Source organism: Tabrizicola flagellatus (genome assembly GCF_046295235.1).
In the GTDB taxonomy this organism is placed as follows: domain Bacteria; phylum Pseudomonadota; class Alphaproteobacteria; order Rhodobacterales; family Rhodobacteraceae; genus Tabrizicola; species Tabrizicola flagellata_A.
Genome location: NZ_JBKBLV010000010.1, coordinates 48,510 through 71,153 on the forward strand (window position 1 = coordinate 48,510; position 22,644 = coordinate 71,153).

At 66.7% G+C, this 22,644-nt stretch carries 25 protein-coding genes; 12 read left to right on the forward strand and 13 right to left on the reverse strand.

Translation table 11 applies throughout. From position 1 onward, the window contains the following. Positions 1-25 precede the first annotated feature (25 nt). Complete coding sequence (locus ACK4IU_RS06040; RefSeq protein WP_409732779.1) at positions 26-1,480, forward strand: DegQ family serine endoprotease; 1,455 nt, start codon at positions 26-28, stop codon at positions 1,478-1,480. 134 nt (positions 1,481-1,614) lie between these two features. On the opposite strand, the gene ACK4IU_RS06045 is transcribed toward ACK4IU_RS06040, so the two are convergent. After that, positions 1,615-2,016, reverse strand: coding sequence for an OB-fold nucleic acid binding domain-containing protein (locus ACK4IU_RS06045; protein ID WP_409732657.1), 402 nt, complete (start codon positions 2,014-2,016; stop codon positions 1,615-1,617). A gap of 108 nt (positions 2,017-2,124) precedes the next feature. Here ACK4IU_RS06045 and ACK4IU_RS06050 point away from each other — a divergent pair, with 108 nt between their 5' ends. Next, positions 2,125-2,448, forward strand: coding sequence for a 2Fe-2S iron-sulfur cluster-binding protein (locus ACK4IU_RS06050; RefSeq protein WP_409732659.1), 324 nt, complete (start codon positions 2,125-2,127; stop codon positions 2,446-2,448). Positions 2,449-2,522: 74 nt separating this feature from the next. Here the strand turns inward: ACK4IU_RS06050 and ACK4IU_RS06055 are convergent, their stop codons facing one another. Beyond that, on the reverse strand, positions 2,523-2,927 hold the full coding sequence (locus ACK4IU_RS06055; RefSeq protein WP_149589928.1) for a hypothetical protein: 405 nt from the start codon (positions 2,925-2,927) through the stop codon (positions 2,523-2,525). Between the two features lie 90 nt (positions 2,928-3,017). Beyond that, the gene (locus tag ACK4IU_RS06060) at positions 3,018-4,220 is read right to left on the reverse strand and encodes a pyridoxal phosphate-dependent aminotransferase (RefSeq protein ID WP_409732661.1); all 1,203 of its coding nucleotides are present in this window, start codon (positions 4,218-4,220) and stop codon (positions 3,018-3,020) included. 83 nt (positions 4,221-4,303) lie between these two features. Here ACK4IU_RS06060 and ACK4IU_RS06065 point away from each other — a divergent pair, with 83 nt between their 5' ends. Beyond that, positions 4,304-4,579, forward strand: a complete 276-nt coding sequence (locus tag ACK4IU_RS06065; protein WP_409732663.1) for a succinate dehydrogenase assembly factor 2 — start codon at positions 4,304-4,306, stop codon at positions 4,577-4,579. A gap of 77 nt (positions 4,580-4,656) precedes the next feature. Continuing rightward, positions 4,657-5,154, forward strand: a complete 498-nt coding sequence (locus tag ACK4IU_RS06070; protein WP_149589925.1) for a MarR family winged helix-turn-helix transcriptional regulator — start codon at positions 4,657-4,659, stop codon at positions 5,152-5,154. A 153-nt stretch (positions 5,155-5,307) separates the two neighbouring features. Here ACK4IU_RS06070 and ACK4IU_RS06075 read toward each other — a convergent pair whose 3' ends face one another. Beyond that, a complete protein-coding gene (locus tag ACK4IU_RS06075; RefSeq protein WP_409732665.1) occupies positions 5,308-5,757 on the reverse strand; it encodes a DUF1178 family protein in 450 nt (149 codons plus the stop codon). Positions 5,758-5,811: 54 nt separating this feature from the next. Next, on the reverse strand, positions 5,812-6,360 hold the full coding sequence (locus tag ACK4IU_RS06080; protein WP_409732666.1) for an NUDIX hydrolase: 549 nt from the start codon (positions 6,358-6,360) through the stop codon (positions 5,812-5,814). 165 nt (positions 6,361-6,525) lie between these two features. Here ACK4IU_RS06080 and ACK4IU_RS06085 point away from each other — a divergent pair, with 165 nt between their 5' ends. From ACK4IU_RS06085 to ACK4IU_RS06120, 8 genes are all read left to right on the forward strand, one after another. Further along, positions 6,526-7,041, forward strand: a complete 516-nt coding sequence (locus ACK4IU_RS06085) for a glutathione peroxidase (RefSeq protein ID WP_409732668.1) — start codon at positions 6,526-6,528, stop codon at positions 7,039-7,041. Then, on the forward strand, positions 7,041-8,180 hold the full coding sequence (locus ACK4IU_RS06090) for an acetoin utilization protein AcuC (RefSeq protein WP_409732670.1): 1,140 nt from the start codon (positions 7,041-7,043) through the stop codon (positions 8,178-8,180). Before ACK4IU_RS06085 ends, ACK4IU_RS06090 begins: the two co-directional genes overlap by 1 nt. Further along, positions 8,177-8,716: an RNA 2',3'-cyclic phosphodiesterase gene (gene thpR, locus ACK4IU_RS06095; protein WP_409732672.1), complete on the forward strand. Its 540-nt coding sequence runs from the start codon at positions 8,177-8,179 to the stop codon at positions 8,714-8,716. The genes ACK4IU_RS06090 and thpR overlap by 4 nt, the downstream gene beginning before the upstream one ends. Positions 8,717-8,764: 48 nt before the next feature. Then, positions 8,765-9,793 (forward strand): N-acetylneuraminate synthase family protein, encoded by a 1,029-nt coding sequence (locus tag ACK4IU_RS06100; protein ID WP_409732674.1) that lies wholly within the window; start codon positions 8,765-8,767, stop codon positions 9,791-9,793. Continuing rightward, positions 9,790-10,944: a rhamnan synthesis F family protein gene (locus tag ACK4IU_RS06105; RefSeq protein ID WP_409732676.1), complete on the forward strand. Its 1,155-nt coding sequence runs from the start codon at positions 9,790-9,792 to the stop codon at positions 10,942-10,944. The genes ACK4IU_RS06100 and ACK4IU_RS06105 overlap by 4 nt, the downstream gene beginning before the upstream one ends. Positions 10,945-11,218: 274 nt before the next feature. After that, positions 11,219-12,334 carry a UDP-N-acetylglucosamine 2-epimerase gene (gene neuC, locus ACK4IU_RS06110; RefSeq protein ID WP_409732678.1) on the forward strand — a complete coding sequence of 372 codons (1,116 nt, stop codon included), beginning with the start codon at positions 11,219-11,221 and terminating at the stop codon, positions 12,332-12,334. Next, entirely contained in the window at positions 12,327-13,574 is a 1,248-nt protein-coding gene (locus tag ACK4IU_RS06115) for a 3-deoxy-D-manno-octulosonic acid transferase (RefSeq protein WP_409732680.1), read from the forward strand. Before neuC ends, ACK4IU_RS06115 begins: the two co-directional genes overlap by 8 nt. After that, the gene (locus ACK4IU_RS06120; RefSeq protein WP_409732682.1) at positions 13,571-14,845 is read left to right on the forward strand and encodes a 3-deoxy-D-manno-octulosonic acid transferase; all 1,275 of its coding nucleotides are present in this window, start codon (positions 13,571-13,573) and stop codon (positions 14,843-14,845) included. Before ACK4IU_RS06115 ends, ACK4IU_RS06120 begins: the two co-directional genes overlap by 4 nt. Here ACK4IU_RS06120 and ACK4IU_RS06125 read toward each other — a convergent pair. The 8 genes from ACK4IU_RS06125 to ACK4IU_RS06160 form a co-directional block, all read right to left on the reverse strand. After that, positions 14,832-15,635: an SDR family NAD(P)-dependent oxidoreductase gene (locus tag ACK4IU_RS06125; protein WP_409732684.1), complete on the reverse strand. Its 804-nt coding sequence runs from the start codon at positions 15,633-15,635 to the stop codon at positions 14,832-14,834. The two genes, ACK4IU_RS06120 and ACK4IU_RS06125, sit on opposite strands and share 14 nt — an antisense overlap. Continuing rightward, a complete protein-coding gene (locus ACK4IU_RS06130; protein WP_409732686.1) occupies positions 15,628-16,329 on the reverse strand; it encodes a cytidylyltransferase domain-containing protein in 702 nt (233 codons plus the stop codon). The genes ACK4IU_RS06125 and ACK4IU_RS06130 overlap by 8 nt, the downstream gene beginning before the upstream one ends. Then, positions 16,330-17,265, reverse strand: coding sequence for a Gfo/Idh/MocA family protein (locus ACK4IU_RS06135; RefSeq protein ID WP_409732688.1), 936 nt, complete (start codon positions 17,263-17,265; stop codon positions 16,330-16,332). Between the two features lie 24 nt (positions 17,266-17,289). Further along, positions 17,290-18,705 (reverse strand): amidase, encoded by a 1,416-nt coding sequence (locus ACK4IU_RS06140; protein ID WP_409732690.1) that lies wholly within the window; start codon positions 18,703-18,705, stop codon positions 17,290-17,292. An 80-nt stretch (positions 18,706-18,785) separates the two neighbouring features. Next, positions 18,786-19,814 (reverse strand): extracellular solute-binding protein, encoded by a 1,029-nt coding sequence (locus ACK4IU_RS06145; protein ID WP_409732692.1) that lies wholly within the window; start codon positions 19,812-19,814, stop codon positions 18,786-18,788. 22 nt (positions 19,815-19,836) lie between these two features. Beyond that, the gene (locus tag ACK4IU_RS06150; protein ID WP_409732694.1) at positions 19,837-20,640 is read right to left on the reverse strand and encodes an ABC transporter permease; all 804 of its coding nucleotides are present in this window, start codon (positions 20,638-20,640) and stop codon (positions 19,837-19,839) included. After that, the gene (locus tag ACK4IU_RS06155; RefSeq protein WP_409732696.1) at positions 20,633-21,547 is read right to left on the reverse strand and encodes an ABC transporter permease; all 915 of its coding nucleotides are present in this window, start codon (positions 21,545-21,547) and stop codon (positions 20,633-20,635) included. Before ACK4IU_RS06155 ends, ACK4IU_RS06150 begins: the two co-directional genes overlap by 8 nt. Next, complete coding sequence (locus tag ACK4IU_RS06160) at positions 21,548-22,621, reverse strand: ABC transporter ATP-binding protein (RefSeq protein ID WP_409732698.1); 1,074 nt, start codon at positions 22,619-22,621, stop codon at positions 21,548-21,550. Positions 22,622-22,644 lie beyond the last annotated feature (23 nt).

Sequence of the window (22,644 nt, forward strand, 5' to 3'; positions counted from 1 at the left end):
CCAGATCCGAAGAACAGGAGTTCGCATCGTGCCCGACCTCACGCCTTCCATCCGTTCTGCCCTGCGGTCCAGCACGCTTCTGGCGCTGGTGCTGGGCTTTGGACTGAGTGTTGCCCCTGCCAGCGAGGTGCAGGCCTTCGGTGCCCCCGAAAGCTTTGCCGAACTGGCCCAGAAGATCAGCCCCGCCGTGGTGAACATCACCACCAGCGCCATGGTTGCCGGGCCGGCAGACGGGATGCCCATTGTGCCCGAAGGCAGCCCTTTCGAGGATTTCTTCAAGGACTTCGGCGGTCCGGGACCGCGTGGCCCGCAGCGGTCCGAGGCATTGGGTTCCGGCTTCGTCATCAGCGAGGACGGCTATATCGTCACCAACAACCATGTGATCGAGGGCGCTGACGAGATCACCATCGAATTCTTCTCCGGCAACAAGCTGAAGGCGAAGCTGGTCGGCACCGACCCCAAGACCGACATCGCGCTGTTGAAGGTCGAAAGCGACAAGCCGCTGGAATTCGTGAGCTTCGGCAATTCCGACCTGATGCGCGTGGGCGACTGGGTCATGGCGGTGGGCAACCCGCTCGGCCAGGGCTTCTCGGTCAGCGCCGGCATCGTCTCGGCCCGCGGGCGCGAGCTTCAGGGGTCCTACGACGACTACATCCAGACCGACGCGGCGATCAACCGTGGCAACTCGGGCGGGCCGCTGTTCAACATGGACGGGCAGGTGATCGGCGTGAACACCGCGATCCTCTCGCCGAACGGCGGGTCGATCGGCATCGGCTTCTCGATGTCGTCGAATGTGGTCAGCAAGGTGGTCGATCAGCTGAAGCAGTTCGGCGAGACCCGGCGCGGCTGGCTTGGGGTCAAGATCCAGGACATCTCGCCGGAAATCGCGGAATCGATGGGGCTCGATACTGCCGCCGGCGCACTGGTGGCGGATGTCCCGGACGGCCCGGCCAAGGCGGCGGGCATCCGGCCGGGCGACGTCATCACCCGCTTTGCCGGGCAGGAGGTGGCGGATGCCGGCGACCTGACCCGCCGGGTGGCCGACGCGCCGATCGGCGAGGCGGTGCCGGTGATCGTCCTGCGCGATGGCAAGACCGAGACCCTGCAGGTCACGCTCGGCCGTCGCGAAGAGGCGGAAGGCAAGGCGACACCGGCCTCTGCCCCCGCCGATACCGGCCCGAAGGAGATGGAGACGCTTGGCCTGACGCTGGCGCCGCTGGATGACGATACCAGGACCCGGCTTGGACTGGACGCTTCCGCTCAGGGTCTGGTGATCATGAAGGTGGATCCGGCCTCCGAGGCCTATACCAAGGGCCTCGTCGAGGGTGACATCATCGCCGAGGTGGGGCAGCAGAAGGTCACGCGCCTGCAGGATCTTGAGGACCGGATCAAGGAGGCGAAGGACGGCGGACGGAAGTCGGTCCTCCTGCTGGTCCGTCGCGGGGGCGACCCGCGCTTCGTGGCGCTGTCGATCGAATAGGTTCTGCCGCAGGCGGCTCATGGCCGGTGGGAGGCATCCCGCCGGCCGTCCGCCGGGGGCAAGAGCGGGACGGCAGGGGGAGGCGGCCGGGCAAGCGGCAAGGTCCCTGGCCCGATCTGATGTCGGCAAGCGGGTTACGGCTGGTCGCCCGCCCGTACCCCGTCGGGCCGGAAGCCGGGGTCAAGCAGCCGGTCGAGCAGGCCCGACAGGTCCTCGATCACATCGGCCACCACATGCACCACACCGGCCTCGCGTTGCAGCCGGCCCGTGACCCGCAAGAGCCGCCCCGCGATGACCGCCCGGCGGAATCGTTCATAGACCTGCGCCCAGACGACCACGTTTGCCGTGCCCGTCTCGTCCTCCAGCGTGACGAAGATCACCCCCTTCGCCGTGCCCGGCCGCTGTCGCACCAGCACCAGCCCCGCCACCGTCACCCGCGCCCCCGCCGGAGGCTCGCCCAGCCGGGCGGCCGGCAGCGCCTTGGGCGGGCGCGGCCATGAGCTGCCGCGTGGGGCAGGGGAAAGCACCAGGGTCATGCGAACAATACTAGAACATGCGCGGCGCAAGGCAAGCCCGCCGCCCCTCTGGCAAATCGCTCCGGACTGGCCTATGTCACGTCAGACGATCCCGGGAGAGCACGAGTCATGGCTAAGATCACCTATGTCGAACACAATGGCCGCGAACATGTGGTCGAAGTCCCGAACGGCCTGACCGTGATGGAAGGTGCCCGCGACAACGGCATCCCGGGGATCGAGGCCGATTGCGGCGGCGCCTGCGCCTGTTCGACCTGCCATGTCTATGTCGATCCCGCCTGGGTGGACCGCCTGCCGCCCAAGGACCACATGGAATCCGACATGCTGGACTTCGCCTGGCATCCCGATCCGGTCCGCTCGCGCCTGACCTGCCAGCTGAAGGTCACCGACGCGCTGGACGGGTTGCGAGTGCAGATGCCCGAAAAGCAGATCTGATCTGCCGCTCCTCGTTCGACTTCGTCTCCTCGTCGCACGATCCCGACGAGGAGATGAAGTCGAACGAGGAGGAGCTACTCCGCCTTGCCCAGCCGGTCCGCCTTGCGCTTCACCAGCATCGAGCGCAGGTCGTGCATCGCCAGCAACAGCGCATCCGTCACCGCCTCGAGCTGCGCATCCGTGGCCCGCGACTGCGCCCATTGTGTCGTCAGGTTCAGGTGATCGACCGTGCGCAGGATGTCGTCCACCTCGCGCGCGGCAAGCTGCGCCTGGCGCGCGGCCAGCCATTCCCCGATCGCGGCCCGGTCCGCCCCGGTCAGTTCCACCTCGCCATGCGGCTTGATGTTGCCGTTCTTCACGTTGACCGTGGCGATCTCGTCCATCTCGATCCGGCGCTGCCGATTCTCGGTTCCGACGCGGAACACGACCGCTCCGTTTTCGCGCACCCGGAAATAGTAGTCGGGAAGGTCAGCGGTCATGCTTGAAACTATGCCCTGCCAAATGAACCCGGACAACCCCGGCGTGCATGCCCATTCCTTCCCGAGCCGCGCCGACTCGTCAAGCCCGGGTCAGACCAGGCTTGCGCAGAAACTCTGGATGCGGGCACAGGCCTCGCGCAGCACTTCGTCGCTGGTGGCATAGCTGATCCGGAAATTGGGCGAGACACCGAAGGCCGCACCGAACACCACAGCCACCCCGGTTTCCTCCAGCAGCGCGGTCGCGAAGACCTCGTCGTTGCTGATGACGGTGCCCGCCGGCGTCGCCTTGCCGATCAGAGCCGAGATGTCGGGATAGACATAGAAGGCGCCCTCGGGCTTCGGGCAGCGGATGCCCTTCGCCTGGTTCAGCATCGACACCACCAGGTCGCGCCGGCCCTGGAACACCTTCCGCCAGTCGGCCAGAAAATCCTGCGGCCCCGACAGCGCCTCCAGCGCGGCCCACTGGCTGACCGAACAGGGGTTCGAGGTCGATTGCGACTGGATCGTCCCCATTGCCTTGATCAGCGACACCGGCCCACCGGCATAGCCGATCCGCCAGCCGGTCATCGCATAGGCCTTGGACACGCCGTTGCAGGTGAGCGTGCGGTCGTAGAGGCCGGGCTCGACCTCGGCCGGGGTGCAGAACTCGAAATCATCAAAGACGAGGTGTTCGTACATGTCGTCCGACATCACCCAGACATGGGGGTGCCGCATCAGCACATCGGTCAGCGCCTTCAGCTCGGCCCGCGTATAACCCGCGCCCGTGGGGTTCGAAGGGCTGTTGAAGATGAACCACTTGGTGCGGGGCGTGATCGCGGCCTCAAGCTGTTCCGGCGTCAGCTTGAAGGCGGTCTCGATGCCGGCGACCACCGGCACTGGCGTGCCGCCGGCCAGCAGCACCATGTCGGGGTAGCTGACCCAGTAGGGCGCGGGGATGATGACCTCGTCGCCGGGGTTCAGCGTCGCCATCAGCGCATTGAAGAGGATCTGCTTGCCCCCCGTCCCGACCGAGATCTGCTGCGGCGTGTAGGTCAGCCCGTTCTCGCGCAGGAACTTGGAACAGATCGCTGCCTTCAGCTCCGGGATGCCGTCCACCGCCGTGTAGCGCGTCTTGCCGGCGTCGATCGCCCGCTTCGCGGCCTCGCGGATGTGCTCGGGTGTGTCGAAATCGGGTTCGCCCGCGCCAAGGCCGATCACGTCGCGCCCCTCGGCCTTCAGCTGCGCCGCCTTGGTGGTGACGGCGATGGTGGGCGAGGGTTTCACGCGCGCCAGCGTGTCGGAGAGGAAGGCCATTGCCGCGCCTTTCGGTGGTGGAGTTTCGGTCCGGCCTGACTTAGGCTGCGGCCTGACGGGGATCAAGCAGGAACGGACGGCAGATGGACGAGACGGCCGAAGCGCGCCTGAAGCGGATGAAGATGCGGTCCTGGCGGCGCGGCACCAAGGAGATGGACCTGGTGCTCGGCCCCTTCGCGGACGCACGTCTGGCGGCGCTGACTCCGGATGAACTCGACCTGTACGACGCGCTTCTGGCCGAGAGCGACCAGGACCTGATGGCCTGGATCCTGGGCCAGGCCGCGCCGCCTGCAGCCTTCTCCGGGCTTCTGGACCGGATCGCTGCCTTCGCCGAAGCCCGGTTGAGGGCGGGAAACTAACGGACGTTCCGCGCAAGTTTACGGAATGTTTTCTGTTTGTGCCGATTCTGTCGCCGTGAGAACGGTGGAGAAACGGAATGACAATCTATGCCCCGGTGCTGGATGGGTCGCAGAAGGCCTTCCTGTCCTGCTACCTTGACAACCTGGCCCTGGTCGAGCGCCTGCACCGGCTGCTTCTGGACGTGATCAAGGACGAATTCGAACGGCTTGGGATGCTGGAGATCAACTCGGTCCAGGCGCTTTTGCTGTTCAACATCGGCGAGAACGAGGTGACGGCGGGTGAACTGAAGTCGCGCGGCTACTACCAGGGCTCGAACGTCAGCTACAATCTGAAGAAGCTGGTCGAACTCGGCTACATGCACCACCAGCGGTCCGAGATCGACCGCCGCTCGGTGCGGGTCCGGCTGACCGAGAAGGGGCGGCAGGTGCGGGGGGTGCTGTCCGACCTCTTCGCCCGCCACGCCGAAGGGATCGAGCGACGCGCGCTGATCGACGCCTCGGGGATGGACGAGATCAACATGGCACTGAAGCGGATGGAGCGGTTCTGGACCGAACAGATCCGCTACATCTACTAGGCCGGCACCGGCAAGACACGCTCATCGGCGAGAACAGGCGGGCCGGACAGAAGGGGTCTTTTGGGCGAAGAAGGTTGCTGGACGGTAAATGCCCACAGTCAAGCCGTTGAATTCCTTTCGGCCCTTCGTCTGCCCTGCGTGGACAGGGCCTGGTCAGTTCACCTTGCGGGACGGCAGGAAGGGCAGGGGGGCGACCGGCAGCCCCTCCTCGATCATCGCCCGCGCCTCCTCCGGCCGGGCCTCGCCATGGATCGCCCGGCCCGGGGCTTCGCCGGCGTGGATGCGGCGGGCCTCGGTCGCGAAGTTCATGCCGACATATTCCGAGTTCTCCTCGATCTGCCGCCGCAGGGCGGCAATCTGCGCCTCCAGTTCCGAAGCGGGGGCGCTCAGATCCGGGCGGTCGTCATCGCCATGCTGCGGACGGGACGCCGACTTTCGCGCGGGTCGCACCGCCGGCGCCATCAGGTCCTTGCGCACCTCGGTCGAGCCGCAAACCGGACAGGCAACCTGACCAGCCGATTGCAGCGCGGCAAAGGCATCGGCCCCCTTGAACCAGCTGTCAAAGCCGTGGTCATTTCCGCAACGAAGACTGTATCGGATCATTCCGTGCCCGCCCGTTTCTGGCGACACCACTAGCTAATCAGTCGCGGAGAAAGTTCAATGCCCCCGGCTCTTGTCCCGCTTGCTCCGCTGAGGCGGGGGGTCCCCGGTCTCACCTTCCTCCGCCGCGATTGGCGAAGGACGTCCATACTCTGGCGGGGTGAACCCCGCGATTATCCGACCCAGATCGGGTTCGTTGACCAAACCGGCCGCAACGGGCAGAGAAAACCACTTCCTGCGCCGCTCCTTTGCCTCGGGATACGTATCGGACAGCCCGGACACCTTCAGCCCGTAGACGGCGACCGCACAGGGAACTGCAACGTCCGCGCCGAGCACTTTCTGATAGCCGTAGCGCCCGACGCAGACCGGGCTGACCAGACCGCCGCTGACCCCGGCTTCCTCCCAGGCTTCCTGTGCCGCGGCAGCTTCCGGCGCCAGGCCCGGCATCGGCCAGCCCTTCGGTATCACCCAGCGCCCGGTGTTGCGGCTGGTGATGAGCAGCACTTCCATTCCTTCGCTGCCCTCACGCCAGCATAGGGCGCCGTATTGCACCCTTGCCTGTCCCGATCCGGCGCCCTGCGCCACGAACTTGTCTTGCCAACTCATCTTACGCCCACTTGGCCGCCCGTTTCCCGGCGCTGGCCACTGCTCGACCCGTACGTGTTGAATATGGCACGGCTGCGGACGAAATCACAGCTTTTTCGGGAAAATTTGACGTAAAGAGCACCCGACTTATCTGATCTAGAGCAACATGCTGCAAACGGAGGCACCATGATTCGGCTTATCGCCGGCCTGCTGGTCTGGATCACCTTGTCGCCGGCTTTTGCGGGCGACAGGCAGCGTTTCGTGTCGATCGACGGAGGGGTAATCGACCTCGAGGACTGGCGGGGCAAGCCGGTTCTGGTGGTCAACACCGCATCGCTTTGCGGCTTTGCCGGACAGTTCGACGGCTTGCAGGCTCTGCATGACCGGTTCGGCAACAAGGCCCTGATCCTCGCGGTACCGTCAGACGACTTCAATCAGGAGCTTGCCGACGAATCCGCGGTCAAGGAATATTGCGCCACGAACTTCGACCTGACCCTGCCGATGACCGAGATCACCCATGTGAAGGGCCCGAAGGCGCATCCGTTCTATGCCTGGCTGCGCGACGAGACGGGCTTCGTGCCCGGGTGGAACTTCAACAAGGTGCTGATCGGCCCGGATGGCAAGGTCGTTGCCACCTTCGGCGCGCCGGTTGCGCCGCAAAGCCGCGCCATAGCCGGAAGGATCGAGGCCCTGACGAAATGATGCTGTCGCCGCCTCCAGCCCCCGCCGGGCTGGCGGCTGCCCCGCTTCTCGTCGCATCCGAGATCTATCGCAGGTCGTCCTACGGTCTGCACCACCCGCTGCGGATACCGCGCGTTTCCACGGTCATGGACCTCACGCGCGTCCTGGGCTGGTTGCCCAACGACCGTTTCCGCTCCAGTCCGCGCGCCAAGCCGGCGGCGCTGACGCTCTGGCACGAGCCGGCCTATGTCGCGGCCTTGCAGGAGGCCGAGACCCTTGGCGCGGTGCCACCCGAGATCCGCGAACGCTTTCACCTCGGCACCCTGTCGAACCCGGTCTTCCCGGAGGTCTATCGCCGGCCGGCCACCGGGGCAGGGGGCACGATGCTGGCGGCCGAGCTTCTGTCGCGCAGCCCCGGGGTGATCCATGTGCCGGGCGGGGGCACGCATCATGGCCTTCCGGGGCGGGCGAACGGGTTCTGCTATCTCAACGACGTGGTGCTGGGGATCAAGGTGCTGCAACGCTCCGGCCTGACGCGCATCGCCTATGTCGATCTGGATGCGCATCACAGCGACGGGGTGGAACTGGCCTTCGCCGGCGATCCGGGGGTGCGGATGATCTCGGTCCACGAAGAGGGGCGCTGGCCCTTCACCGGCGCGCTCGAGGATACGGGCGGCGGCAGCGCCTTCAATCTGCCGGTCCCGAGGGGCTATAACGACAGCGAGGCGCGGGCGGTTCTGCATGGCCTCATCCTGCCCCGGGTCGAGGAATTCCGGCCCGAGGCGCTGGTCCTGCAATGCGGGGCGGACAGTCTGCTGGAAGATCCCCTGTCGCGCCTGGCGCTGTCGAACCGTGCCTATCTGGAGGCGCTGTCGGCGCTGCTGCCCCTTGCCCCGCGGGTTCTGGTGCTGGGCGGGGGCGGCTACAATCCCTGGTCGGTGGGGCGGCTGTGGACGGCGATCTGGGGCATACTGGCGGGGCAAGAGCTACCAGACTTTCTGCCCGAGGCGGCCCGGGCGGTGCTTGAAGGGCTAAGCTGGGGCGGGGGCGGGCGGCCGGCTCCCGAACCCGCCATGCTGACCACGCTCATCGATCCCCCGCGCGAAGGCCCGGTCCGGCCCGAGATCCGTGACCGCCTGGCAAGGCTCGCCCGGAGATGATCCGGGCCTTTCTGGGCATCGACCTGCCGCAGGCGGTGCGTGGGGCCTGCCAGGTGCAGCAGTTCCTCTTGCCCCTGACGCGCCGGGTGGAGCCCGAAAACCTGCATCTGACCCTGGTCTTTCTGGGCCATTGCCCGGAACCGGCGCTGGAAGCCGCGCATGAAGGGTTCGAGGCCCTGAGGTTCGAGCGGTTTTCCCTGTCTCTGCAAGGCCTTGGTCTCTTCGGCAAAGACCGGCCGCACACGGTCTGGGTCGGGGTGGCGCCTTCACCCCCGCTGATCCGGCTGCAAGCCAAGGCCGAGACCATCGCCCGCCGCGCCGGCTGTCCGATCGACGCGCGGAACTTCGTGCCGCATGTCACGCTGGGCCGGTTCCCGCCCCCCGATCCACCCGACATCGCGCGGCTGGATCGCGCCGTGGCCATGGGCGCGGGCTTCCGCACCGAGCCCTGGGAGGTGAGGGAACTGACGCTCTGGCAAAGCCATCTCGGCAAGTCCGTGCTCTACGAGGTGCTGGCGCGCTACCCCCTCGCTTGACAGGGGCGGCGGGCTGGCGCACCACGGGCGTCAACGACGGAGACCCCCATGAAGATCGCCCACCGCGAGATCGGCCCCGGCCATCCCCCCCTTGTCATCGCCGAGATCGGCATCAACCACGGCGGCGATCTGGCCGTGGCCAAGGAGATGGTGCGCCTGGCGGCCGGGGCGGGCTGCGAGATGATCAAGCACCAGACCCACATCATCGAGGACGAGATGACGGAGGAGGCGAAGTCGATCTTCCCGCCGAACGCCGATGTCTCGATCTGGCATGTGATGGAACGCTGCGCCCTGTCGCGGGAGGAAGAGGCGGAGCTGAAGCGTTACACCGAAAGCCTGGGGATGATCTGGATCTCCACGCCCTTCAGCCGGGCGGCGGCGGATTTCCTGGAAACGCTGGACGTGCCGGCCTACAAGATCGGCTCGGGCGAGGCCGACAATCTGCCGCTGATCCGCCACATCGCGCGGAAGGGCAAGCCGGTGATCCTGTCCACGGGCATGCAGACGATCGAGACGATCCGCGCCAGCGTGGACATCCTCGACCAAGCCGGGGTGGATTATGCGCTGCTGGAATGCACGAACCTCTACCCCAGCCCGGCCGAGATCGTCAGCCTGCGCGGGGTGAAGGAACTGCGTGAGGCCTTCCCGAAGGCGGTGGTGGGCTTTTCCGACCATTCCATCGGGCCGGAGATGGCGCTGGCCTCGGTGGCGCTGGGCGCCTGCATCCTGGAACGGCATTACACCGACACGCGCTATCGCAAGGGGCCGGACATCATCAACTCGATGGACCCGGCGGAGCTGCGCTTCCTGATCGACCGGTCGAAGGAGATCTGGATCGCCGCGAACAATCCAAAGCAGCGGTCGGCACCCGAGGAGGACGTGTATCGCTTTGCCCGCGGCTCGGTCGTGGCCGACCGCGACCTGCCAGAAGGCCATGTGATCGCCGAGGCCGATATCTGGGCGCGCCGTCCGGGCTCGGGCGAGATCGCGGCTTATGATTTCGACAAGGTGGTGGGCAAGCAGTTGAAGCGGGCGGTGACGCGGAACACGCAGCTGAAGTGGGAGGATCTGGGATGATCCCGGCCTGGAAGCTCCGCCGCGAGCTTGTCCGGGTGGTCAAGCAGATCCGCAGTCTTCCGCGGCGCGCAATCGAGCCTGCGCTGCGCTGGAACCATGACCGGACGCGCTGGACCCGCATCCGGGTCGAGGGCAATGGTCCCCCCAGGACCGACAAGATCTGCGTCCTTCTGGTATATCAGCCGTCGGGCGTGCCCGCTTCGATCCTCACGACCTGCTCCTACCTGTCGGACAAGGGTTACTCGGTTCTGCTGGTTGCCAATGGCGGGCTTCGGCCGCAGGACCGCGCCGTCGTCGCGCCCCTGGTCTGGCGTTTGATGGAAAGGCCGAACTTCGGGTATGACTTCGGCGGCTATCGTGATGCCATTCATCATCTGATGCGGGATGGGCAAAGCCCCCGGTTCCTGATCCTGATGAACGACAGTATCTGGTTTCCGATGCACACCGGTCAGCCGGTGATCGAAAGGCTGGAGGCTTCGGAATTCGATGTGACTGGCCTGTTCCTGCATGTGCCGGCCCGAAATGCGGTCGAGAAGGAGATGCCTCGCCGCCCGCGAAGGAGGAAACGTGCCGAGCACATCGAATCCTATGTAACGATTGTTCCCAGGCATGTGTTCCTTTCCGACCCGTTTGTCGCCTTCTGGCAGGGCTACAAGCAGACAAGCTCGAAAACCCTGACGATCAAGAGGGGAGAGATCGGTTTTTCCAAGGCGCTTTCCGCGGCCGGAATGACGATTGGCGCCCTGTCGCGTCGCAGCCTCTTTCTTCAGGCAATCGTCGAAAAGAGTGACGAATTCCTGGAAAAGTCGCTTCGCTATGCTGCCTACTCCGATGCCGAATTCAGCCGTGAGGGAAAAGAACTCCTCGAATCCAGAAACGACCCGGACTGGCGTCAGCGGGCATTGAAGCACATATCGACCGTCGTCGCGCGTCGTCGGTTCAATGCGTCATTCTGCTGGGCCACCGAGCAGATCTTTGCCACCAGCTTTGTCAAGAAGCACCCGGACATGCTCTTTCAGTTGAACCGAATGCGTTTCCTTGAAGCCATGGATAACGGCGATCTGGAATGCAACAACGCCGCGGCCATTGATGAAATGCGTGCCCGTGCGGAACGTGACCGGGCAGCCATGAACAAAGATCAGCCGCGATGAAGGATCGAACTCGTTTCAGCCGGCGCGTTCGTGGCCATTGGCTTCGTCAAGGGTTGCCCACCGAAATGCATGTGCCCCGGAAAGGCAGTGACGTCATCGCCTCCAGTACGACCGCCCCGGTGCGGCTGCGTCTTGCGGGGTTTCAGCCTGGCGCACGCGGCGTCGTCGCAGAAGGTTGCTTTCCTGCCCCCGGGGCCATTCTCTCCGCCGCTCTGCTGCCGATGCCGCGGGATCGGGACGAGACGATACCTGCATGTGAACAGGTCCTTGCACAGTGACCCGCCGCATTCTCTTCCTCACCGGCACGCGCGCCGATTTCGGCAAGCTTGAACCGCTGGCCCTCGCCGCCCGCGATGCCGGGCATCTTGTGACCTTCTTCGTTACCGGCATGCACCTGCTTGAACGTTACGGGCTTACTGTGAACGAGGTGCGGCGACTGGACGGGGTCACGGTGCACGAATTCCTCAACCAGCGCCCCGGCGATCCGCAGGACGTGGTCCTGGCCAAGACCGTCATGGGCTTTTCCGACTATGTCACCGAAAACCGCCCGGACCTGATCGTGATCCATGGCGACCGGATCGAGGCGCTGGCGGCTTCGCTTGTGGCCGCAACCAACTATATTCGCTCGGCCCATGTCGAGGGAGGCGAGGTCTCGGGCACCATCGACGAGATGTTCCGCCACTGCAATTCCAAGCTGTGCGCCAGCCATTTCGTGTCCTCCGAAGCCGCCGCACGGCGCGTCATGGCGCTGGGAGAGCCGGAGGAGACGATCCACGTCATAGGTTCCCCGGAACTCGACTTCCACGCCCGCCCCTCGGGGGTGACCCTGGACGAGGTGCGGGTGCATTATGCAATTCCGTTCGCGGACTACGGCATCGCGGTCTTCCACCCCGTGACCTCGGAGCAGGACACGATCGGTGCGCAGGCGGCGGACCTGTTCGGCGCGCTTCGGGCCTCGGGGCGCAGCTTCGTGGTGATCGCGCCGAACAACGACCCCGGGTCCGAGGCGATCTTTGCCGTACTCGACCGCCTGCCAAAGGACCGCTTCCGTGTGCTGCCCTCGATGCGGTTCGCACATTTCTCCGAGCTGATGAAGAATGCGGCCTGCATGGTGGGCAATTCCTCGGCCGGCGTGCGCGAGGCGCCCTTCCTCGGTCTGCCCTCGCTGGATGTCGGCAGCCGCCAGACCAACCGGGCCGAGGCGCCCTCGGTCGTCAGCTGCGCCGCGGGCGACCGGGCGACGATCCTCGATTTCCTCGCGACCCGCTGGGGCAAGCGGGCCGAGCCGCATCAGGGCTTCGGCCAGGGCTCGGCGGCGGACCGTTTCGTCGCGGTTCTTGCGCGGCCCGAGTTCTGGCAGCGCAGCCTGCAGAAGGCCTTCCGTGACTGATCCGACCGGCCCCGGCCTGCGCCTTTACCTTGCCGCAAGCCATGCCATTCCGCTGGCCGCGCCCGCGCTTCTGCGCCGCAGGCTGGCGCGAGGCAAGGAACTGCCCGACCGCTGGCGCGAGAAGCTGGGTCAGCCCAGCCTGACGCGCCCCGACGGTCCGCTCGTCTGGCTGCATGCCGTGGGACTGGGCGAGACGCTGGCGCTGCGCGGCATGATCGCGGCCATGGCGGCACAGGCGCCTGAGGCCGAGTTCCTCGTCACCTCGACCACGCGCGGATCGGCCGAGGTCATGGCCACGAACCTGCCGCCCCGCACCAGGCACCAGTTCCTGCCGCTGGATGCGCCCGCCTACCTGCGGCGCTTCCTCGACCACTGGCAGCCTGCGCTCTCGGTCTGGGCCGAACAGGACCTCTGGCCCGGCGCGGTGGCCGCCACGGCCGCGCGCGGCATCCCGCTGGCTCTGGTGAACGCCCGGATGAACGCCGAAGCCTATGCCCGTCGGCACCGGTTCCGGGGGCTGTTTGCAGATCTTCTCGCCCGCTTCCGCCTGATCGCCGCGCAGGACGAGACGACGGCCGGACACCTGCAACGGCTCGGGGCTGCCGGAGTCCGCATAACCGGTTCGCTAAAGGCCGCCGCCCCGCCACTGTCCGCCGATCCCACGGCGCTTGAGGCGCTGCGTCAGGCGCTGGCCGGGCGACGGCTTGTGCTGCTCGCGTCCTCGCATCCCGAGGACGAGGCGGTGGCACTGTCCGCCCTGCGCGACTTGCCCGACCGTCCGCTCCTGATCATCGCCCCCCGTGATCCCGCGCGGGGGGACGAGATTGCCGGCGCCGCAGCCCGCCACGGACTGCGCGCGACCCGCCGCAGCGCGGGGCAGGGGCCTGCGGGCGAGGTCTGGATCGCCGATACCCTGGGCGAGATGGGCCTCTGGTATCGCCTTTGCCCCGTGACCCTGATCGGCGGCACCTTCGGCGCGACCGAGGGCCATAATCCGTGGGAACCGGCGGCGCTCGGCTCGGCCGTCCTGCATGGGCCACGGGTGGCGAACTTCGCCGCCGATTTCGCCCGCCTGCATCAGGCCGACGCCGCGCTGGAGGTCGGGGCCGCGACGCTCGGCCCGGCCATTCTGGCCGACCAGTCCGATCGTGCTGCCAAGGCGCGGGCGTTGTCCGCAGCCGCCCGCGACAGCATCGAGCCCCTGGCCCGCGATCTGCTCGCACTCGGGGGGCTGGCATGAGGCTCTGGCTTTTCCTGCGGATATGGTCGGCGCTCTGGCATCTCGGCCTGCCCGTCGTTGTGGCCTATCTCTGGTGGCGCGGGAGGAAGGATCCGCTCTACGCCCGCCACCTTGGCGAACGCTTCGGCCGCCACGCCCCGGCCGACCCCGGCGCGGTCTGGGTCCATGCCGTCAGCCTGGGCGAGCTGCGTTCCGCCGTCCCCCTGATCCACGCGCTGCTCGACCGGGGCGAGCGGATCGTGACCTCCCATTTCACCCCCGCCGGCCGGCGCGAGGCAGAGCGGGTATTCGCCGCCGAGATCGCGACCGGCCGCGTAAGGCCTGTCTGGGTTCCGCTTGAAACTTCATGGGCTTACGCGCGGTTCTTCCGGGCCTTCCGCCCGAAGCTGGGCCTCGTGATGGAAATCGAGATCTGGCCGCGCATGATCCTTGCCGCGCGCAAGGCCGGCGTGCCTCTCTACCTCTGCAACGCGCAATACCCGTCCGATTCCATGGCCCGCGATGCCCGGCTGGGCATCCGCCCGGCGCTGATGCGGCTCTGCGCCGGGGCGCTGGTGAAGTCCGACCTGCAGGCGCAGCGCTTTGCATCGGTGGGCGTCACGACCATCCATGTCACCGGCGAGTTGCGCTTTGACCAGCCGATCCCGCAGGACCACCTGGCCGCCGCAGGGCGCCTGCGCCCCGGCCTCGGCCCACGCCGGGTGATCGCCTTCGCCTCGGTGACCGAACCCGAGGAAGAGCTGTTCATCGCCGCCGCGCAAGAGCTTCTGTCCGTCCGCACGCCGCCCGTGATCCTGTTCATCCCCCGCGCGCCCGAACGCTTTGACGCCGTGGCGCAAAGGCTGGCCGCAAAGGGCGTCCTGTTCGACCGCCGCAGCACGCGCTTCGACCGCAGCTTTGCTCAGAGGTCCGAGGCGCCGATGGATGTGCTCCTGGGCGATTCGCTCGGCGAGATGTATTTCTATCTGGCCATGGCCGACCGGGTCGTCGTGGGGGGCGGGTTCCAGCCCAAGGGGTCGCACAACATCATCGAGCCGCTGGCCCTGAAGAAGCCGGTGCTCGTCGGCCCGCAGATCCAGACCATCGAGTATCCGGCAGCCGAGGCCATCGCGGCCGGCGTCTGCCGGCAGACCAGCGCCGAAAGGCTGGTCGCCGATGTGCTGGGCTGGCCCGACCCGGCGCCCGAGGCGATCACGGCCTTCACCGCCGCCCATTCGGGCGCGACCACGCGGACGCTGCGGGCGCTGGAGCCGCTGCTTACCAGCCGCTGAACCCGCCATCCACGTTGATGATCTGCCCGGTGATGTAACCGGCCTGCGCGCTGCACAGGAACAGCATGGCATCGGCGATCTCGTCCGGCCGGGCCATGCGATCCAGCATGATCAGCTCGCCCACCCGGCGCTGGAACTCCTCGGAATGGCCGTTGAACACCGCGCCGGGGGCGATGGTGTTCACCGTGGCCCCCCGCGGCGCCCAGTAGCCCGCCAGCCAGACCGTGAGCCCGTGGATGCCGGCCTTCGTCACCCCGTAGGCCGAGAAATTCTTGAACGGCATCCCCTCGTAGATCCGGTGATGCGCGCCGTTCAGGGCATACATGCTGGCCACGTTGACCAGCGTGCAGGGCCATTTGCCCACGATGTCGCGATCCATCTGCCGCGCGATCATGAAGGGCCCGGTCAGGTTCGTGCGCAGGGTCTTTTCCCAGTCGCTGACCTTCAGATCGGCGAAATCGGGGAAGGGCTGTCCCGCGCCCATCAACAGTTCCCCGGTAATGGCCGCATTGTTCAGCACAACGTTCGGCTCCCAGCCATCTGCCAGGATGCGCCGGAAGATTTCGGTCACCTCGTCCTCGTTCGCCACGTCCAGCGGGTAGAAGCGGAAGTTCGGGTTTGCACCATGCGCCTCCATCAGAGCCTCGGCCCGCCGGCCCGGCAGGTCCGAGCCGATCACCCGCGCTCCGGCCGCCAGCATCCGCCGCACATAGGTGCTGCCCAGAACGCCGCCCGACCCGGTGATGAACACCGTCCGTCCGGCCAGCTGGCCCGCAAGTTGTTCAGCCATGACCGGCCTCCTTCATCAGAAATTCCACAAGGCGGAAATCGAACGGGCTGTCGATGTCCACGCAGCGTTCGGGCGGCATCAGGTAAGGGATGACCCGCCCCTCCCACAGCCCCTTGGACCGCTTCAGGTAAGCCGGCGACACCACATAGGTGCTCGCGGCATGTTCATAGACCACCGGCGCCTGCTGCCGCGCCACCACGCCGCCCGGCAGGGGTTTCGAGACATGCAGCGCGCCCGTGGCATCCGGCTCGACAAGGTTGAAATAGGGGTTCTTGCGTGCCTCGCAGCAACTCATCACCAGGTCGGGATGCTCGGCGTCGTAGAGGTCCAGCGCGCCGGTGATATCCTCGGGCAACCGCAACGGCGAGGTGCAGTCGAGGTCGAGGAAGGCCTCGACCGGGCCGACCAGCGCCTCGGACGCCTCGAGCGCGTGCTGCCAGACGCCCCATTTCCCCGCCGTGTCGGTGGCCAGATGCGCGGGCCGCAGGCCGATCTCCAGCGCGCCCTTTGCGACGGAATGGGCGTAGATTTCCTCGTCGTCGGTGCTGACGACGACCGCCTCCACCCGGGGATGGGCGAAAAGCTGGTCCAGCGACCAGTCGATCAGCGGCTTGCCGCAGATGGGACGGAAGTTCTTGCGCGGCACGCCCTTGCTGCCCTTGCGCGCGCCGATATGGCCCAGCACCTTCACCATTCAGGGGATCTCCTTGGCAATCTCGCCGATGAACCGCCGCGCGGCCCAGGCCCGGGCGACCAGCCGCGCCGAAGGCAGGCAGAGGTTCAGCCGCGGCAGAAGCGGGTTGTCCGACACCTTGCCCCCGAAGGCGAGCGCAAGGAAATCCCGCATCGCGGCCAGGAACATCGCGTTGCGCTCCAAGGGCAGGTCAAGCTGGCGCGTGCCGCCGGGTTCGGTCACCCGATAGACCTGTGCGGCCAGGTCGAAATCCTGCATCCGTTCGCTGCCGCGAAGATGGGCGCGACGATGCAGACCCGGCGTCAGGTAGTCCATCGAAACGTCCCCCACCAGACCGCCCCGGCGCAGCGAGATCCGGCTCGCGAAATCCACCCCCGGAAAGGCCGGGTGACCCAGGCTTTCCACCGAAAGGATCTCCAGACCCGGGAAGAGCGTCAGCGCGATGTCCAGCTCGTGGCAGAGGTCCAGAAGCACCCCGCCCCCCTCGGCCCGCGCGGCATAGCTTTCCGAAAAGCGCCAGTTCTGCCGCCACTGCGTCACGTCGTGGCCGATGGTCAGGGCGAACTGGAAGACGTCGTCCAGACCGTCCGCCGCCAGGGCCTGCACGGCCGGATGGTAGCGCATCATGTAGCCCAGCATCGAGCGCGTGGCGACCGGCGCCGCCGCCTCGGCAATCGCCTCCACCTCGTCCGGCCGGAAGGCCAGCGGCTTTTCCACATAAAACGGCAGGTCGCGCGCCGCTGCCGCCGCGATCAGCGGCAGGCGAATGTCGGTCGCCGTCGCCACCACGACGGCGTCGGCCTGATCCATCGCCGCCTCGGCCGCCACCAGCCCTCCCGCGCGCCAGGACAGGAGGCGCGGGATCGCCCCCAACGCCGCCAGATTGTCGTGGTGCCGCTGTCCGATCGACCCGGCGCCGATCACCAGAACCCGCATGATGCCCGTCTCCTGGAGCAAGCCCTAGCGCGAAACGGCGGGCCCTGCCAGAGGCGGCCGGCGCGCGGGCCAGTCCGTCGCCCGGTGCCAGGCCTGTCCGATCGACAGCACCCCCATGTCGTCGCCGTGCCGTCCGATGATCTGCATCCCCATTGGCAGGCCCTCGGCTCCGAAGCCGATCGGCACCGACAGGGCCGGCAGGCCGATCAGGCTGGCCGGGACCACCACCTCCATCCAGCGGTGATAGGTATCCATCGGGCGCCCGGCGATCTCTTGCGGCCAGCGCCAGTCGGCCGGGAAGGGCCAGACCTGGGCCGAGGGCAGCACGACCGCGTCTAACCTGTCGAAGAGCCGCGCCGCAAGGGCGTGCCAGCGGCTGCGGACGACGCTGGCCTCGTAAACCGCCTGCGCCGAAAGGCCGAGGCCCTGCTCGATTTCCCACAGCGTCTCGGGCTTGGTCAGCGCGCGCTTGACCGGGTCCTCGGCCAGCCCCCGCTTGGCCCCCGCGTTCAGCATGGCCCGCAAGGTCACCCAGGCGGACCAGAGACGCTCGGCGGGAAAGGGCGGGGGCAAAGGCTCGACCACTGCGCCCATCGCCTCCATCTGGCGCAGGGCCGCCTCGCAGAGCTCCAGGATCCCCGGCTCCATCGCATAGGCCCCGCCCCAGTCGCCCAGCCAGCCGATGCGGACCCCGGTCATGTCACGGTCCAGCGCAAGGTCGGGGACCGGCCGGGGAAAGGGCACTTCGGGATTGTCGCCCGCCAGCACCAGAAGCAGGCGCGCCACGTCCTCCACCGTGCGACCCATCGGGCCTTCGGTGGAAAGAGTGGAAAGATAGGTGTCCCCCTCGGCATCCTGCGGCACGACGCCCCAGGTCGGGCGGAAGCCGTAGATGTTGCAGAAGGCAGCCGGGTTGCGCAGGGACCCCATCATGTCCGACCCGTCCGCCACCCAGGCCATCCGCGCCGCAAGCGCCGCCGCCGCGCCCCCGGAAGACCCGCCCGCGCTGCGGGTCAGGTCATAGGGGTTGCGCGTGACGCCAAAGACCGGGTTGAAGCTGTGCGATCCCTGGCCCCATTCCGGCACGTTGGTCTTGGCCGCGATCACCGCGCCCGCAGCCCGCAGCCGCGCGGCCACCAGATCGTCCTTTGTCGGCACATGGTCGGCAAAGAGCGGCGAGCCCCAGGTCGTCTGCAGCCCCTTCGTCGCCACAAGATCCTTGACCGCGAAGGGGATGCCGTGCAGCCAGCCGCGTGGCTCGGCATCGTCTAGCGCCCGGGCCTCGGCCAGAAGCGCATCTCGATCGCGCAGCGAGACGATGGCATTGACGGGCCCGTTCACCGCGTGGACCTGCACAAGCCACTCTGCCATCACCTCGGACGGGGAAACCCTGCGCCCATGGATCGCCGCCGACAGCTCCGTAGCCGACCACTCCAGCATGGGCTTGCCCTTTCGGAAATACTCCACGGGGGGTGCGGGGGGTGTGAAACCCCCCCGCTGCGACGCCAGCCCGCTGGCGCCTACTTCTGCAATTCGGTCCAGATCGCGGTGATGTATTCCAGCGCCTTGCCGGTGCAGGTCGGCAGGAAGGTGCCCGCGGCCTTGAACTCCTCGGGGATCACCACTTCGGGCGCGGTCTTCATGTCCTCGGGCATGAACTCTTCCGACCCCGAGATACCGTTGGCATAGCGCGCAAAGGCCGAGATCATCGCGGCGTTCTCCGGCACCATGATGAAGTCGAGGAACTTGTAGGCCTCCTCCACGTTCTTCGCATCCGACAGCAGCGCGACCGAATCCATGAACAGCGGATAGCCTTCGCGCGGATAGCCGTACTGCACGTCGCCGTTGGTGTTGATCCGGACCCGCATGGTCGATCCGTTCCAGTTCACGCTCGCCGCCCAGTCGCCGTTCGACAGCCGCTCGGTCGCGCCATAGTCCATGCTGATCCAGTTCGGCTTGGCCGCCAGAAGGACATCCCGCGCCTTCTTCATCACCTCGGGATCCTCGCTGCACGGCTTGCCGCCGACATACATCGTGGCCAGGCTTACGATGTCGTTCATCTCGGGCACGACGTTGATCTTGCCCACCAGTTCCGGCGGGACGTCCAGGAACACGGCCGAGGTGTTGATGTCGCCGGAATAGACCTTGGTGTTCACCGCGATGCCGGTCGAACCCCACTGCCACGGGATGGTGAACTTGCGACCCGGATCCCAGTCCACGTTCTGCCATTCCGGCGCGATGTTCTTGTGGTTCGGCAGCTTGGACAGGTCGAGTTCCTGGATCAGGCCCTTCTCGATCCAGATCGGCACATAGTTGGCCGAGGGCACCACGAGGTCGAAGCCCGACCCGCCGGCCTCGACCTTGGCAAGCGCCACGTCGTTCGAATCGTAGTCGGTGACGGTGACCTTGATCCCGGTCTCCTTTTCGAACTTGGCCAGGAGTTCCGGGCTGGTGTAGTTGCCCCAGTTGTAAAGTTGCAGCACGCCTTCGGCCGAGGCGAGCCCGGTCGAGGCCATAAGCAGCGCGGTTGCGGACAGAAGTCTTTTCATTCTCGTGTCTCCCGGTTGGTTGTCAGTCTTTCTTGCGCGTCAGAAGGAAGAAGGCGGTCAACAGGACCACCGTCACCCCCAGAAGCATGGTCGAGATCGCGTTGACCTCGGGCGTGAAGGCGCGGCGCAGCTGGCCCAGCATGTAGGTGGGCAGCGTGTCCTGGCCGCCGGACTTCACGAACTCGGTAATCACCACGTCATCCAGGCTGATGACGAAGGACAGCATCGCCCCGGCCATGATCCCCGGCGCAAGAAGCGGCAGGGTGACGCGGCGGAAGGTGGCCCAGGGGGTCGCGTAAAGGTCGGCCGCGGCGGTTTCGAGCGCCAGGTCCATGCTCTCCAGGCGCGCCCGGATCGGCAGATAGGCGAAGGGGATGCAGAAGGCGGTATGCGCCGCGATCAGATAGCCAAGCCCCTGATAGCCGGTGGCCACCTTGATGATGCCGAAGAAGATCATCAGCGCGACCGCCGTCACCACCTCGGGCACCATCAGCGGCTGGTTGATCATCACATAGATCAGCGTCTGCCCCCTGTAGGCCCGCCGCCGGGTCGTTCCCAGCGCGGCCAGGGTGGCCAGCGTCGTTGACAGGACCGAGGCCGAAACCCCGATGACCAGCGACCGCACTGTCGCATCCTTCACCGCCTGGTTCGCCCAGGCGTCGCCATACCAGTGCAGCGAGAACCCGCCCCAGACCGCCACCGAGTTCGAGGCGTTGAATGAGAAGATCACGAGGGTCACGATCGGAAGATAGAGGATGACGAAGGCCGCGATGGCCACGGTGGCAAAGCCCGGCAGGCGGCTGATCTCGAACCCGCGCTCAGCCATGGCCCTGGCTCCGGTCCCGGTTGGCGACCTTGACATAGACCAGGAGTGCAGCCGTCACGACGATCAGAAGCAGCACGGACAGCGCAGCACCCAGGGGCCAGTTCCGGCCTTGCAGGAACTGAAGCTCGATGAAGTTGCCGATCATCATCTTCTTCCCGCCGCCAAGGATTCGGGGCGTCACATAGGCGCCAAGCGAGGGCACGAAGACCAGGATCGAGCCCGCGATGATCCCCGGCTTGACGATGGGCAGGATCACGCGGCGGAGCGTCGTCCAGCGACTGGCGTAAAGGTCGTAGGAGGCTTCCAGCAGCCGCATGTCGAAGCGTTCGATGGTGGCGTAGAGCGGCAGCACCATCAGCGGCAGGTAGACATAGGTCATCCCGATCAGGACGGCCGTTTCGGTATAGACGATGCGCAGCGGCTGGTCGATCACGCCCAGCCAGAGCAGCAACGTGTTCAGGATGCCCTCGTTGCGGATGACCTCGTTGATCGCGAAGGTGCGGATCAGGAGGTTGGTCCAGAACGGGATCGTGATCAGGAACAGCCACATCGCGCGCTGCCGGGCGGGCCGGGTGGCGATGAACCAGGCGGTCGGGAAGCCGATGACGAAGGTCAGCGCGGTGGTCGCCAGCGACAGCCAGACCGAGCGCCAGAAGATCGTCAGATGCGCGTCCGCCAGCGTGTAGCGGTCCTCGAAGATGTCGTAGCTCAGGAAGATGGCCCGCCAGCCTTCGGTGGAGAACTGCCGGATCACGCCCCCGGTGTCGTTCGCGGTCAGGAAGGAATAGTAGACCACGATCAAGAGCGGCCCCGAGGCCGCCAGCGCCAGCACCACCAGCGCCGGCAGCGACAGAAGCCAGCCGTTCCGGGCCGAGCTGCGGATGGCGTTTTCCTCGGCGGGGCTCATCTAGTCCTCAACCCGTTGCACGGCGCCTTCGGCAAAGCGGATGCCGACCGCCTGTCCTTCCGAAAGTCCCGCCTCGCCCGTCGCCGGACTTTGCAGCCGCGCGACGACCTCGGTCCCGTCGGCAAGGGCCAGGTGGCAATGCGTGTCGGTGCCGAAATAGACCAGCGCCTTCACGCTGGCTTTCAACCCGTCCGAGGGCAGCCCGAGCCGCACCTGTTCCGGCCGGACGCTGACGGTCGCCTCGCCGCCGGCGGGAAGACCCGGGACCTCGATGCGCTCTCCGGTAGCGAGCCGCAGGGCGCCGGCCTCGGCGGTCCCTTGCAGGAAATTCGTCTCGCCGATGAAACTGGCGACAAAGCGGTTCTTCGGATGGATGTAGATGTCCTTGGCCGTGCCGACCTGCTGGATCTTGCCCGCACTCATCACCGCGATGCGGTCGGACATGGTCAGGGCTTCTTCCTGGTCGTGGGTCACGAAGATGAAGGTGATTCCCGTCTCAAGCTGCAACCGCTTCAGCTCGATCTGCATTTCCTTGCGCAGCTTCAGGTCCAGCGCGGAAAGGGGCTCGTCCAGAAGCAGCACCTTCGGCTGCGGCGCAAGCGCGCGGGCCAGTGCCACCCGCTGCTGCTGCCCGCCCGACAGCTGGCTGGTCTTGCGCCCGGCCATGGCCTCGAGCTTCACCAGCGCCAGCATCTGCGCCGTCCGCGCCTTGACATCGGCGGCGGGTTTCCCAAGCATTTCAAGGCCGAAGGAAATGTTCTGCGCCACCGTCAGATGCGGGAACAGCGCATAGCTCTGGAACACCGTATTCACCGGGCGGCGGTTCGGCGGCAGGGTGGTGATGTCGGTCCCGTCCAGAAGGATCGTGCCATCCGTCGGCATCTCGAACCCGGCGATCAGGCGCAGAAGCGTGGTCTTGCCGCAGCCCGAGGGCCCCAGAAGCGTGAAGAACTCCCCCCGCCGGATATCCACCGACACATCATCCAGCGCCCGCACGATACCGGCACCCTGCCCGAAGGCCTTGACGACGTTCCGGGCCGAGATTGTCACTGCATCGGCCAAGGAATCCCCCATGTTTCCCCAAGTTTGATCATATT

Bases quoted from the DNA above. Each gene is read 5' to 3' on its own strand.
- ACK4IU_RS06045 (WP_409732657.1), bottom strand. From the start codon at position 2,016: ATGACCCTGGTGCTTTCCCCTGCCCCACGCGGCAGCTCATGGCCGCGC.
- ACK4IU_RS06050 (WP_409732659.1), top strand. From the start codon at position 2,125: ATGGCTAAGATCACCTATGTCGAACACAATGGCCGCGAACATGTGGTC.
- ACK4IU_RS06055 (WP_149589928.1), bottom strand. From the start codon at position 2,927: ATGACCGCTGACCTTCCCGACTACTATTTCCGGGTGCGCGAAAACGGA.
- ACK4IU_RS06060 (WP_409732661.1), bottom strand. From the start codon at position 4,220: ATGGCCTTCCTCTCCGACACGCTGGCGCGCGTGAAACCCTCGCCCACC.
- ACK4IU_RS06065 (WP_409732663.1), top strand. From the start codon at position 4,304: ATGGACGAGACGGCCGAAGCGCGCCTGAAGCGGATGAAGATGCGGTCC.
- ACK4IU_RS06070 (WP_149589925.1), top strand. From the start codon at position 4,657: ATGACAATCTATGCCCCGGTGCTGGATGGGTCGCAGAAGGCCTTCCTG.
- ACK4IU_RS06075 (WP_409732665.1), bottom strand. From the start codon at position 5,757: ATGATCCGATACAGTCTTCGTTGCGGAAATGACCACGGCTTTGACAGC.
- ACK4IU_RS06080 (WP_409732666.1), bottom strand. From the start codon at position 6,360: ATGAGTTGGCAAGACAAGTTCGTGGCGCAGGGCGCCGGATCGGGACAG.
- ACK4IU_RS06085 (WP_409732668.1), top strand. From the start codon at position 6,526: ATGATTCGGCTTATCGCCGGCCTGCTGGTCTGGATCACCTTGTCGCCG.
- ACK4IU_RS06090 (WP_409732670.1), top strand. From the start codon at position 7,041: ATGCTGTCGCCGCCTCCAGCCCCCGCCGGGCTGGCGGCTGCCCCGCTT.
- thpR (WP_409732672.1), top strand. From the start codon at position 8,177: ATGATCCGGGCCTTTCTGGGCATCGACCTGCCGCAGGCGGTGCGTGGG.
- ACK4IU_RS06100 (WP_409732674.1), top strand. From the start codon at position 8,765: ATGAAGATCGCCCACCGCGAGATCGGCCCCGGCCATCCCCCCCTTGTC.
- ACK4IU_RS06105 (WP_409732676.1), top strand. From the start codon at position 9,790: ATGATCCCGGCCTGGAAGCTCCGCCGCGAGCTTGTCCGGGTGGTCAAG.
- ACK4IU_RS06120 (WP_409732682.1), top strand. From the start codon at position 13,571: ATGAGGCTCTGGCTTTTCCTGCGGATATGGTCGGCGCTCTGGCATCTC.
- ACK4IU_RS06125 (WP_409732684.1), bottom strand. From the start codon at position 15,635: ATGGCTGAACAACTTGCGGGCCAGCTGGCCGGACGGACGGTGTTCATC.
- ACK4IU_RS06130 (WP_409732686.1), bottom strand. From the start codon at position 16,329: ATGGTGAAGGTGCTGGGCCATATCGGCGCGCGCAAGGGCAGCAAGGGC.
- ACK4IU_RS06135 (WP_409732688.1), bottom strand. From the start codon at position 17,265: ATGCGGGTTCTGGTGATCGGCGCCGGGTCGATCGGACAGCGGCACCAC.
- ACK4IU_RS06140 (WP_409732690.1), bottom strand. From the start codon at position 18,705: ATGCTGGAGTGGTCGGCTACGGAGCTGTCGGCGGCGATCCATGGGCGC.
- ACK4IU_RS06145 (WP_409732692.1), bottom strand. From the start codon at position 19,814: ATGAAAAGACTTCTGTCCGCAACCGCGCTGCTTATGGCCTCGACCGGG.
- ACK4IU_RS06150 (WP_409732694.1), bottom strand. From the start codon at position 20,640: ATGGCTGAGCGCGGGTTCGAGATCAGCCGCCTGCCGGGCTTTGCCACC.
- ACK4IU_RS06155 (WP_409732696.1), bottom strand. From the start codon at position 21,547: ATGAGCCCCGCCGAGGAAAACGCCATCCGCAGCTCGGCCCGGAACGGC.
- ACK4IU_RS06160 (WP_409732698.1), bottom strand. From the start codon at position 22,621: ATGGGGGATTCCTTGGCCGATGCAGTGACAATCTCGGCCCGGAACGTC.